The sequence below is a fragment of the Sphingopyxis sp. genome (assembly GCF_025869345.1).
Classification (GTDB): Bacteria; Pseudomonadota; Alphaproteobacteria; order Sphingomonadales; family Sphingomonadaceae; genus Sphingopyxis.
Genome location: NZ_JAOZVW010000056.1, coordinates 1 through 10,518 on the forward strand (window position 1 = coordinate 1; position 10,518 = coordinate 10,518).

The 10,518-nt window shown below is 66.7% G+C and carries 13 protein-coding genes; 8 read left to right on the forward strand and 5 right to left on the reverse strand.

The genetic code is table 11. The annotated features are described in order from the left end of the window. The first annotated feature begins 181 nt into the window (after positions 1-181). The 3 genes from OJI97_RS06215 (at position 182) to OJI97_RS06225 (ending at position 2,097) form a co-directional block, all read left to right on the forward strand. Entirely contained in the window at positions 182-733 is a 552-nt protein-coding gene (locus OJI97_RS06215; RefSeq protein WP_297662129.1) for a GNAT family N-acetyltransferase, read from the forward strand. Continuing rightward, positions 730-1,170, forward strand: a complete 441-nt coding sequence (locus OJI97_RS06220) for a DUF1330 domain-containing protein (RefSeq protein ID WP_297662131.1) — start codon at positions 730-732, stop codon at positions 1,168-1,170. Before OJI97_RS06215 ends, OJI97_RS06220 begins: the two co-directional genes overlap by 4 nt. 174 nt (positions 1,171-1,344) lie before the next feature. Continuing rightward, the gene (locus tag OJI97_RS06225) at positions 1,345-2,097 is read left to right on the forward strand and encodes a hypothetical protein (RefSeq protein ID WP_297662133.1); all 753 of its coding nucleotides are present in this window, start codon (positions 1,345-1,347) and stop codon (positions 2,095-2,097) included. A 204-nt stretch (positions 2,098-2,301) separates the two neighbouring features. Here the strand turns inward: OJI97_RS06225 and OJI97_RS06230 are convergent, their stop codons facing one another. Then, on the reverse strand, positions 2,302-2,484 hold the full coding sequence (locus tag OJI97_RS06230; RefSeq protein ID WP_297662134.1) for a CsbD family protein: 183 nt from the start codon (positions 2,482-2,484) through the stop codon (positions 2,302-2,304). A 109-nt stretch (positions 2,485-2,593) separates the two neighbouring features. Beyond that, positions 2,594-3,310, reverse strand: a complete 717-nt coding sequence (locus OJI97_RS06235; protein WP_297662136.1) for a Crp/Fnr family transcriptional regulator — start codon at positions 3,308-3,310, stop codon at positions 2,594-2,596. A gap of 173 nt (positions 3,311-3,483) precedes the next feature. Here OJI97_RS06235 and OJI97_RS06240 point away from each other — a divergent pair, with 173 nt between their 5' ends. Continuing rightward, complete coding sequence (locus OJI97_RS06240; protein ID WP_297662138.1) at positions 3,484-4,869, forward strand: DUF1254 domain-containing protein; 1,386 nt, start codon at positions 3,484-3,486, stop codon at positions 4,867-4,869. Here OJI97_RS06240 and OJI97_RS06245 read toward each other — a convergent pair. The 3 genes from OJI97_RS06245 to thiS are packed head-to-tail and all read right to left on the reverse strand — an operon-like array spanning position 4,853 to position 6,460. Next, the gene (locus OJI97_RS06245; RefSeq protein ID WP_297662140.1) at positions 4,853-5,449 is read right to left on the reverse strand and encodes a nucleotidyltransferase family protein; all 597 of its coding nucleotides are present in this window, start codon (positions 5,447-5,449) and stop codon (positions 4,853-4,855) included. The genes OJI97_RS06240 and OJI97_RS06245 overlap by 17 nt on opposite strands. 40 nt (positions 5,450-5,489) lie before the next feature. Continuing rightward, a complete protein-coding gene (locus OJI97_RS06250; RefSeq protein WP_367184752.1) occupies positions 5,490-6,260 on the reverse strand; it encodes a bifunctional sulfur carrier protein/thiazole synthase protein in 771 nt (256 codons plus the stop codon). Further along, entirely contained in the window at positions 6,257-6,460 is a 204-nt protein-coding gene (gene thiS / locus OJI97_RS19020) for a sulfur carrier protein ThiS (RefSeq protein WP_367184753.1), read from the reverse strand. Before thiS ends, OJI97_RS06250 begins: the two co-directional genes overlap by 4 nt. 76 nt (positions 6,461-6,536) lie before the next feature. Here thiS and OJI97_RS06255 point away from each other — a divergent pair, with 76 nt between their 5' ends. The 4 genes from OJI97_RS06255 to OJI97_RS06270 all read left to right on the forward strand — a co-directional run bounded on the left by OJI97_RS06255 (position 6,537) and on the right by OJI97_RS06270 (position 10,438). Next, a complete protein-coding gene (locus OJI97_RS06255) occupies positions 6,537-6,977 on the forward strand; it encodes a type II 3-dehydroquinate dehydratase (protein WP_297662142.1) in 441 nt (146 codons plus the stop codon). A gap of 68 nt (positions 6,978-7,045) precedes the next feature. Then, positions 7,046-7,531 carry an acetyl-CoA carboxylase biotin carboxyl carrier protein gene (gene accB, locus OJI97_RS06260; protein ID WP_297662144.1) on the forward strand — a complete coding sequence of 162 codons (486 nt, stop codon included), beginning with the start codon at positions 7,046-7,048 and terminating at the stop codon, positions 7,529-7,531. An 8-nt stretch (positions 7,532-7,539) separates the two neighbouring features. Next, the gene (accC, locus tag OJI97_RS06265; RefSeq protein WP_297662146.1) at positions 7,540-8,901 is read left to right on the forward strand and encodes an acetyl-CoA carboxylase biotin carboxylase subunit; all 1,362 of its coding nucleotides are present in this window, start codon (positions 7,540-7,542) and stop codon (positions 8,899-8,901) included. Between the two features lie 160 nt (positions 8,902-9,061). Further along, on the forward strand, positions 9,062-10,438 hold the full coding sequence (locus tag OJI97_RS06270) for a L,D-transpeptidase family protein (RefSeq protein WP_297662147.1): 1,377 nt from the start codon (positions 9,062-9,064) through the stop codon (positions 10,436-10,438). The last annotated feature ends 80 nt before the right edge of the window (positions 10,439-10,518 follow it).

A 10,518-nucleotide genomic window follows, 5' to 3' on the forward strand; every position in this document is an offset into this window, starting at 1 on the left:
AATCCAGAGTGGCGTAAACCGCTCTGGATTGCTTCGCTTCGCTCGCAATGACGATGAGCGGAGCATCCACGGATGCGAAAGGGATAATCATCGATCAAGTCCGGGGTAACGGCGGGGTCGCGCTTGCTCCGCGAAGGATATTGCCGCACAAACATCGGCCAATCGCTGCGGGAGAAGAGACATGCTGAACGGCCCCCTGCTCGTGACCGAACGGCTGATCCTGCGCCCGCCCGCGGCCGAGGATTTCGGCGCCTTTGCCGATATGTGCGCCGAAGAGGAAACGATGCGCTTCATCGGCGGCACCTGTCCGCGCTCGGCGGCATGGCGCCAATGGTGCACGCTGGCCGGCGCGTGGCATATCCGCGGCTTTTCGATGTTCTCGGTGATCGAGCGCGAGAGCGGCGAATGGGTGGGCCGCCTCGGCCCGTGGGAACCCGACGGCTGGCCCGCGCCCGAAATCGGCTATGGCGTGCGCGCACAATTCGCCGGCAAGGGCTACGCCTTCGAGGGCGCGGTCGCGGCGTGCGACTTCGCGGTCGAATTCCTGAAATGGCCCGAGCTGATGCACAGCATCGACCCCGCCAACACGCGCTCGCAGGCGCTGGCGAAACGGCTCGGCGCGACGAACAGCGGCCCGACCCGCCTCCCCGCCCCGTTCGAAAGCGCCCCGGTCGACGCCTGGACGCAAAGCGCCGACGCCTGGCGCGCGAAACGCAAGGAGTTCCAGCCATGACCGACCGCCATGTCGACCCCGAACGCGCGCAGTTCGACGCCTTCAAGGCGCTGCCGCGCGACACGGTGATCCACATGCTCAACCTCGTCCGTTTCAAGGACAAGGCGACCTATCCCGCCGACCATCCGCTCGCGGAGGCGAACCTCAGCGGCGCCGAGGCCTATGCGAACTACGGTCGCGACAGCGGAGCGGTGTTCGAACGGCTCGGCGGCCGCATCGTCTGGCGCGGCGCGATGGAGGCGATGGTGATCGGCCCCGATGGCGAAAGCTGGGACGCGATCTTCGTCGCCGAATATCCCAGCAGCGGCGCCTTCATGGCGATGGTGACCGACCCGGTCTATCGCCAAGCGGTCGTCCACCGCCAGGCCGCGGTCGAGACGTCGCGGCTGATCCGCACCGCGCCGCGCGAGACGGGTTCGGGGCGGTTCGCCGATTGAGTTGATGGCCCCAATATCGACGCACCCGTCATTGCGAGGAGCGCGGGCAAAGCCGCTTCCGTCTCGCTCCGGCACAGTTTTGGGCTAACAAAGTCTTACCCGTTAACGCATTTTATTTGGGTCTTTTTAACCAGGATCGGGCATTCCCGAGGAGATATTAAGGGAGTGTTAGCTATGATCGTGCGGGGCAAATGGCTGATCGCGGGCCTGATGGTGGCGGCGACGGTGCCGCTGGCGGGCTGCCGCGACAATCCGGCCGCCAAGGCCGACCTCCAGCCGCTCGACGACGGCCTGACCGACGGCGACCCGGCGGTCAAGGGCGCGCTCGAAGACAAGATCATGGTCGATCCCAAGCTGACCGGCCAGGCGAACCGCAACGCCGCGGCGCCGGGCGCCAGGCCCGTCGACGGCGGCGTCCCCGGCATCGCGGCCGGCAAGGCGGCAGCCGCCGCCGAAGCCGCGGCGGCGCAGGCCGCGGGCAAATTGCTCGCCGCGCCGAAAGCCCTACCCTTCGAGGAAGGTTGCAACGGCGATTGCGCCGCGAAGCGCCCGGTGACGATCGGCGCGCTCGCGCGCGACCAGCAGAAAGGAAGCTGCGACGCCAAGCTGACCTATGGCAACAGCTGGGCCGACCGCCTGCCCGCCGCGTTCAAAGTCTATCCGCGCGCGACGCTGCGTGAGGCCGCGGGGGTCGCCGGCGGCAAGTGCAACATCCGCGTCGTCAATTTCCAGACCGCCGCCTCGATCCAGGGCGTGCTCGACTATTATCACACGATGGCGGTGCGCGGCGGATACACCAGCGACCACCGCATGCGCGGCAACGAGCATATGCTCGGCGGCACCAAGGGCGACCTCGCCTATGTCGTCTTCGCGCGCCGCGACGGCGGCATGACCGACGTCGACCTGGTGGCATCGGGCGGGAAGTAAGACGCGGGCGCATCGAGCGTCAAAACTGCGTTCTGAGACATCTTCGTCACCCCGGACTTGATCCGGGGTCCCGCTCAGCGACCGTGACAAGCGGAACCCCGGATCAAGTCCGGGGTGACGGGGAAAATGCCGCTCCGCCCAAGAATAAAAGGCCCCGGGGGAGGGGAACTCCGGGGCCTTTCGCTGCGTGACGATGCGCGATCGTCAGATTTTGTCGCCGAGCGCGCCGGCGACCTTGCCCTTCAGATTCTGGGCCTCGCCCTTGCGCTCCTGCGCCGCGCCTTCGGCGCGCAGCCGTTCGTTGCCGGTCGCCTTGCCGACCGCCTGCTTCACATTGCCGGCGGCTTCGTTGGCGAGACCCTTGGCCTTGTCCTTCATTTCACCCACGGGATTTCTCCTTGATTTCCAGAGGCGAAAGGGGCGCGCCTCTTGCCGGATCAACGAGGCTGCGCGCGCCTTGTTCCCCCTTACGAGACCAACGGCCCCGGAGAAGGGATCATCCGCTCGCGGCGATCTCGTCGAGCGCCGCCGGACTCAGGATGGTGACGCGATTATAGTCGACCGCGATCAGCCCCGCCGTCTCGAACCCGCGCAGCAGCTTGTTGATGCTCTGCCGCGTCACGCCGAGCATCGCGCCGAGTTGTTCCTGCGGCAGGCGCAGCGCCAGCTCGATGCCCGCCGCGCCCGCGACGCCGTGAATCCGCGCGAGATCGGCGAGCGTCGCCGCCATCCGCTGCTCGAGCGAGCCGAGCTTCTGGTTGTTGAGCTGGCGCAGGCTGTCGCCGTGCCGCGCGCACATCAGGAGCGCGATGTCGCGCCAGAGAATGGGATCGGCGTCGAGAATCGCCGCCAGCCCATCGCACGGCAGGTGCAGCAGCACGCTATCCTCGTAAGCGGTATAGACATAGTGGATCGGCGGCTCGGCAAGCAGGCGGACGATCGCGAGAATTTCGTGCGGCCCCTGCAGGCTCAGCACGAATTTCTTGCCCGCCGCCGACGCGCGGCTGACCTCGACCTCGCCCGCGGCGATGACGAACGCCTCGCGCCGTTCGGGATCGCGCGCGAAGATTTCGGCGCCGCGTCGATATGGCTCGGCGCGCGCGATCGCCGCGACCTCGGCGAGCCGCGCCTCGGGCCAGCCGGCGAACAGCGGGCAGAGGCGAAGCGCGGCGAGGCGAGCCTCGCGCGACCATGCTCCTTGCCTCGCTACCATGCGCACCCTCCCTGATTTCGTCATTGCTTCGCTCGCAATGACGAGCTTGGTTATTGCCGCCCCGGTCTAAACACGAACGACAAGTTCCCCAAGAGATTGTCGGCGCGATGACAGACTGGCCGTGCGTTCGCCCCTAAGGCGCGCCCATCAACATCTCACAGGAGTGTGTTTCGATGAAAAGCCTGCTTGCCCTTCTGGCGATGGCGGCCGCCTTCATGACCGGCGCGGCACACGCGGCCCCGGTCAGCGAGGACGACGCCTATGCCATCGGCCTCGAAGCCTATACCTACGCCTATCCGATGGTGCTGATGGAAACCACGCGCCGCGTGTCGACCAACGCGAGCGAAGGCCGGATGCGCGCGCCGATGAACCGGTTCGGACATATGCGGACCTATCCCGACGCGACTTTCAAGGACGTCGTGCGCCCCAACGCCGACACGCTCTATTCGCCGCTGTGGTTCGACGTCGGCAAGGAGCCGCTGATCATCACCCTGCCGAAAACGGCGGGCCGCTATCATGTCGTGCCGATCATGGACATGTGGACCGACGTCTTCGCCGCGCTCGGCACGCGCACCACCGGCAACGACGGCGGTATCGTCGCGCTGGTCGGGCCGCATTGGCAGGGGACGCTGCCGAAGGGGATGCGGATGGTGCGCAGCCCGACCGAAATGGGCTGGATCATCGGCCGCATCCAGACCAACGGCGCCGCCGATTACGACCATGTCCACGCCCTCCAGGCGAGCTATGCCGCGACGCCGCTGTCGGCCTGGGGCAAGCCGCAGGCGCCCGCCGCGCTCAAGACCGACTCGGCGATCGACATGAAGACGCCGCCGGTCGAGCAGGTCGCGAAAATGACCCCCGCCGCCTTCTTCGCGCTGTTCGCCGAAACGCTGAAGCACAACCCGCCGCACGCCAGCGACTATGCGGTGCTGGCGCGGATGGAGCGCGTCGGGCTGGTTCCGGGGCAAAGCTTCGATCTCGCGGCCGCCGATCCGGCGGTGCAGCGCGGGCTGACGCGCGCCGCCGCCGATGCGTGGCAGCGGATCGTGAACCGGCGGAAGGGCGTCGCCCTCACCCGCAACAATTGGGTCGCGATGGGCAATGCGCTCGGCGTCTATGGCAATGATTATCTCCAGCGCGCCTTCGTCGCCTTTGCCGGTCTCGGCGCGCTGCCGCCCGAGGAAGCCATTTATCCGATGGCGCCGCTCGACAGCGAGGGCAAGCCGCTGACCGGCGCGTCGCGCTATGTCCTCCATTTCGACAAGGATCAGATTCCGCCCGCCGACGCCTTCTGGTCGCTCACCATGTACGGCGCCGATCAGTTCTTCGTCGCGAACCCGATCGACCGTTTCGCGATCGGCGACCGCGACAAGCTGACCTTCAACGCCGACGGCTCGCTCGACCTCTATATCCAGAAGGACAATCCGGGCGCGGACAAGGAAGCCAACTGGCTGCCCGCCCCCGATGGGCCGTTCAGCATGAACCTGCGCCTCTACCTCCCCCGCCGCCCGGCCCTCGAAGGAAGCTGGATCGCGCCGCCGGTCAAGCGGGTGCCCTAGCTTCGCTCCAGGGCAGGATTTCGAGGTCGGGCCAGAAGCGGCGCCACCGCGCCGCCTTCTTCCCGAAATAGGCCTCGGTGATCTGCACGGCATTGGCGCGAACGCGCGGATGCAGCAGGTCGGCAAGTCCGAAGGGTGCAATGATGTCGTGGCCATCGCCGCCGCGCAGCCCGACCGCCGAAGAGGTGGTCGGAAAGGTGGCGATGGCGCCCGCGATCGAGCGATAGGGTTCGATCGCATAGCCGAACTTGGCGCGATACCAGAGGTGGACCCGCGCCTGGTTCTTCACGTCGACACGCACCGGCAGGTCGGCGAACAGCGCGGCGATCCGGCGCTCGGCGGCAAGCTCCGCCTCCTGCGACAGGTCGCTGCCGTCGAAATAGACGATATCGGCATCGTCGATCCCATGATGCGCGTCGAACCCGAACACCTCATTCCAGTACGCCTGCGCGACGAGGCTTCCCGACAATCGGGCATCGGGCAGGTCGATCGCGTGCCAGCGGTCCAGCAGGCAGCGGATCGTCGGATGCCGTTCGGCGAGATCCCACAGATGCCGGGTCAGTTGGACGGGGTCGGCCATGCCGACACCATAGCAGCGCGCCCGGCGGATGATATGGGTGTCAGATCAATCCCGCGAGCGGGCTCGACGGATCGGCATAGCGCCGCTGCCCCATCCGCCCCGACAGATAGGCATCGCGCCCCGCCTCGACCGCCAGCTTCATCGCGCGCGCCATGCGGATGGGGTCTTTGGCTTCGGCGATCGCGGTGTTCATCAGCACCCCGTCGCAGCCGAGCTCCATCGCCACCGCCGCGTCGCTCGCGGTGCCGACCCCGGCATCGACGAGCACCGGCACCGACGCACCCTCGACGATCAGGCGGATCGTCACGCGGTTCTGGATGCCGAGGCCGGACCCGATCGGCGCGCCGAGCGGCATGACCGCGACCGCGCCCGCATCCTCGAGCTGCTTCGCGGCGATCGGATCGTCGACGCAATAGACCATCGGCAGGAAGCCCTCTTTCGCGAGCACTTCGGTCGCCTCCAGCGTCTCGCGCATGTTGGGATAGAGCGTCTTCGCCTCGCCGAGCACTTCGAGCTTCACCAGATCCCAGCCCCCCGCCTCGCGCGCCAGCCGCAGCGTGCGGATCGCGTCGTCGGCGTTGAAGCAGCCCGCGGTATTGGGCAGATAGGTGATCTTCTTCGGATCGATATAGTCGGTGAGCATCGGCGCATTCGGGTCCGACACATTGACGCGGCGCACCGCGACGGTGACGATTTCGGCCCCCGAGGCTTCGACCGCAGCGGCGTTCTGCTCGAAATCCTTATATTTGCCGGTGCCGACGATCAGCCGCGACGTGAAGGTCCGGCCGGCAACGCTCCAACTGTCGGTCAACACCCGCCTCCTACGAAATGAACGATTTCCAGCGCGTCGCCCTCGGCGAGCGTCACGTCGGCCAGCATCGAGCGCGGCACGATCTCCCGGTTACGCTCGACCGCGACCTTCTTCACGTCGAGCCCCAGCGACGCGACGAGGTCGGCGATACTGCCTTCGCGCACCTGCCGCGGTTCGCCGTTGAGGATGACTGAAATCACGAGTCCGCCTTGCTTTGCCTTTGCCGAGCAGCCCATATAGGGGGAGCGCGCATCCTCGCAACCGAAAGCCAGCTCCTTGTCCGAAACGCCGCTCGTCTATGTCCTCTCGGGCCCCAACCTCAACCTGCTCGGCACTCGCGAGCCCGAAATCTACGGCCACGACACGCTGAACGACATCCACGCACGGCTGGAGGCGCAGGCCGACAAGCTGGGCCTTCGCGTCGAATGCCGGCAGACGAACCATGAGGGCGTGCTGATCGACTGGCTGCACGAGGCCAATGTCGAGGGCGCCAGGGCGGTGCTGCTCAACGCGGGCGGCTACACCCACACCTCGATCGCGATCCACGACGCGATCAAGGCAATCAAGGTGCCGGTGATCGAGGTCCATCTGTCGGACCCGATGCAGCGCGAGCCGTTCCGCCACGTCAGCTACGTCGGCTTGGCCGCCGCCGCGCATTTTGCGGGGCATGGCGCGCAAAGCTATACGCTGGCGCTGGACGCCGCCGCCCGTCTCTGACAAGAGGGCGTCATCAGAACAGGGGTCAGGCGCCGCCAGACCGGGGCCGCAACAACAGGAAAATTCTCATGGGTGACCATAAAGACAATGGCATCAACATCGATCCGGCGTTCGTGCGCGCGCTCGCCGAACTGCTCGACGACACGCAGCTTTCGGAAATCGAGGTCGAGGACGGCGACCGCAAGGTGCGCGTCGCGCGCACGCTGACCGCCGCTTCGGCGCCCTTAGCCTATGCGCCCGCGCCGGTCGCGGCACCTGCCGCCGCCACGCCCGCGGCTCCGGCCGCAGCCGCCGCTCCGGCGCCCGCTGCCGACAGCTTCGCCGACGCGGTGAAATCGCCGATGGTCGGCACCGTCTATCTGGCGCCCGAACCCGGCGCCGCCAATTTCGCCGCGCCCGGATCGGCCGTGAAGGCAGGCGACACGATCCTGATCATCGAGGCGATGAAGGTGATGAACCCGATCGTCGCCCCCGCCGCGGGCACGCTGAAGGCCGTGCATGTCGAGAACAGCCAGCCGGTCGAGTTCGACCAGCCGCTGTTCACCATCGGCTGATCCACCCTATGGCTATCGAAAAGCTCCTGATCGCCAACCGCGGCGAGATCGCGCTGCGCATTCACCGCGCCTGCCATGAAATGGGCATCAAGACCGTCGCGGTCCACTCGACCGCCGACACCGACGCGATGCACGTCCGCCTCGCCGACGAGGCCGTCTGCATCGGGCCTCCGGCTGCGAAGGACAGCTATCTCAACATCCCCGCGATCATCTCGGCGGCCGAGATCACCGGCGCCGACGCGATCCACCCCGGTTACGGCTTCCTCTCCGAGAACGAGCGATTTGCCGAGATCATCGAAGCGCACAACATGATCTTCGTCGGGCCGAAGCCCGAACATATCCGCACCATGGGCGACAAGGTCGAGGCGAAGCGCACCGCGGTCAAGCTCGGCCTGCCGGTGGTTCCGGGTTCGCCGGGCGCGGTGACGTTCAGCGAGGAGACCAAGAAGCTCGCGCAGGACATCGGCTATCCGGTGCTGATCAAGGCCGCGTCGGGCGGCGGCGGGCGCGGCATGAAGGTCGTTCCCGACGAGGACAGCCTCGAAAGCCTGATGGGTCAGGCGTCGAGCGAGGCGGCGGCTGCCTTTGGCGACCCGACCGTCTATATGGAAAAATATCTCGGCAATCCGCGCCACATCGAATTTCAGGTCTTCGGCGACGGCAACGGCAACGCGATCCATCTCGGTGAACGCGACTGCTCGCTCCAGCGCCGCCATCAGAAGGTGCTTGAGGAAGCCCCCTCGCCGATCATCTCGGCCGAGGAGCGCGCGCGCATGGGCGGTATCTGCGCCGACGCGATGGCCGCCATGGGCTATCGCGGCGCCGGGACGATCGAGTTCCTGTGGGAAAATGGCGAATTCTTCTTCATCGAGATGAACACGCGCATCCAGGTCGAGCATCCGGTGACCGAGATGATCACCGGCTTCGACCTCGTCCGCGAACAGATCCGCATCGCGGGCGGCGCGGGGCTGTCGGTCCGGCAGGAAGACCTCGAATTTCGCGGTCATGCGATGGAATGCCGCATCAATGCCGAGGATCCGCGCAGCTTCCTGCCCTCGCCGGGCAAGGTGACGAGCTATCACGCCGCGGGCGGCATGCACGTCCGCGTCGATAGCGGGCTCTACGCCGGCTATTCGATCCCGCCCTATTACGACAGCATGATCGGCAAGCTGATCGTTTACGGCCGCACCCGGGAAAGCTGCATGATGCGGATGCGCCGCGCGCTCGGGGAAATGGTGATCGGCGGGGTCAAGACCAACATCCCGCTACATCAGGCTTTGCTCGCCGACCCCGATGTGATCCACGGCGATTACACGATCAAATGGCTCGAGGAATGGCTCGCGCGGCAGGACGAGGAAGGCGCGGCCTGAGCCTTCTTTCCGGCCGTGTTCCCCCGCGAAGGCGGGGGTCCAGAGCGGCTCTGCGCCAACCGCTGGGTCCCCGCCTTCGCGGGGACACACGGATTATTGCACGTCGAACTGTGCCCCAGCTCACTTTAACTACGCGATCTTTTTGGCTATGGCCTTCGCCATGGTCAAAAACTTCCCCCTCGCCCTGCGCCATCCCGCGGCGCTGCTCCTCCCCCTGACGCTGCTCGCCGCCCCCGCGATCGCGCAGACCACCAACGTCAAGGAGGATTCGGTCGTCCTGCAGCCCGACAAGGTCAAGGACGACGCCCCCGTCGTCGAAACGATGACGCAGGCCAATCTGCCCGACTGGTCGAAAGCGAACGCCAGGGCGCTGCTCGGTTTCATCCAGAGTGTCGGCGACGAAGGCCTGTTCGCCAAGGATTATAATCCCGACGCGCTGCAGGCCGCGATCGACGGCGGCGATCAGGACAAGCTCGATCAGGTCGCGACCGACAGCTTTCTGCTGCTCGCGACCCACCTGCGCGACGGCCGCACGCCGAACGTGGCGCGCAAACAATGGTTCATGACCGACAGCGATGCGGAGACCGAGCCGCTGGTCGCGCTGCTGACTTCGGCGCTGACGTCCAATTCGGTCCCCGCGGCGCTCACCGGGCTCGATCCGGTGCATCCCAATTTCGCGGTGCTGAAGACTGCGCTGGGGAGCGCGAAGACCCCCGCCGAGGCCAATGCGATCCGCGTCAACATGGAACGCTGGCGCTGGATGCCGCGCGATCTCGGCGAGCGCTATGTCGTCAGCAACGTCCCCGAATATCTGACCCGCGTCATCCATGGCGGCACGGTAATCGCGACGCACAAGGCGGTCGTCGGCAAGCCGTCGACCCCGACGCCGCAGCTCAACCCGATGGCGACCGGCATCATCGTCAACCCGACCTGGACGCTGCCGCGCAGCATCATCGCCGAGGGCATCGGCGCGACGATCGCGAACAACCCCGCCCGCGCCCGCGCGCAGGGCTATACCTGGACGGGCAGCGGCAAGACGCTGTCGGTGGTGCAGCAGCCGGGCGCGAACAACGCGCTGGGCGTGATGAAGATGGAAATGCTCAACCCGCACGCCATCTACCTTCACGACACGCCGTCGAAGGGCGCCTTCGCCGCCGCCGCGCGCGCCTTCAGCCATGGCTGCATCCGCACCGAGCGCGCGCTGCATTTCTCCGGCCTGATGGCGGTCTATTTCGCCGGCAAGAGCCCCGAGGAATTCGGCGAGGCGATCGCCAGCGGCAAAACGACGAAGTTCAGCTTCGACGACCCCTTCCCCGTCTATGTCGCCTATTGGACGGTGGTTCCGGGCGCCAAGGGCGGCATCACCAAGCTCGCCGACATCTACGGCCGCGACGCGCCCGTCGTCGCGAGCTTCGCCAAACCCGGCCGCGCCGCGGCGGTGGTGATCTCGCCCAATCCGCCGGTCGTGGTGCCGACGGCGCCGGTGACGCCAGCGGCGACGCAGGCCGGCAAGCTGGGCGACAGCGGGATTTATTGACAAGCCTCGTCATTGCGAACGCAGCGAAGCAATCCAGAGCCCGCGTAAACCGCTCTGGATTGCTTCGCTGCGCTCGCAAT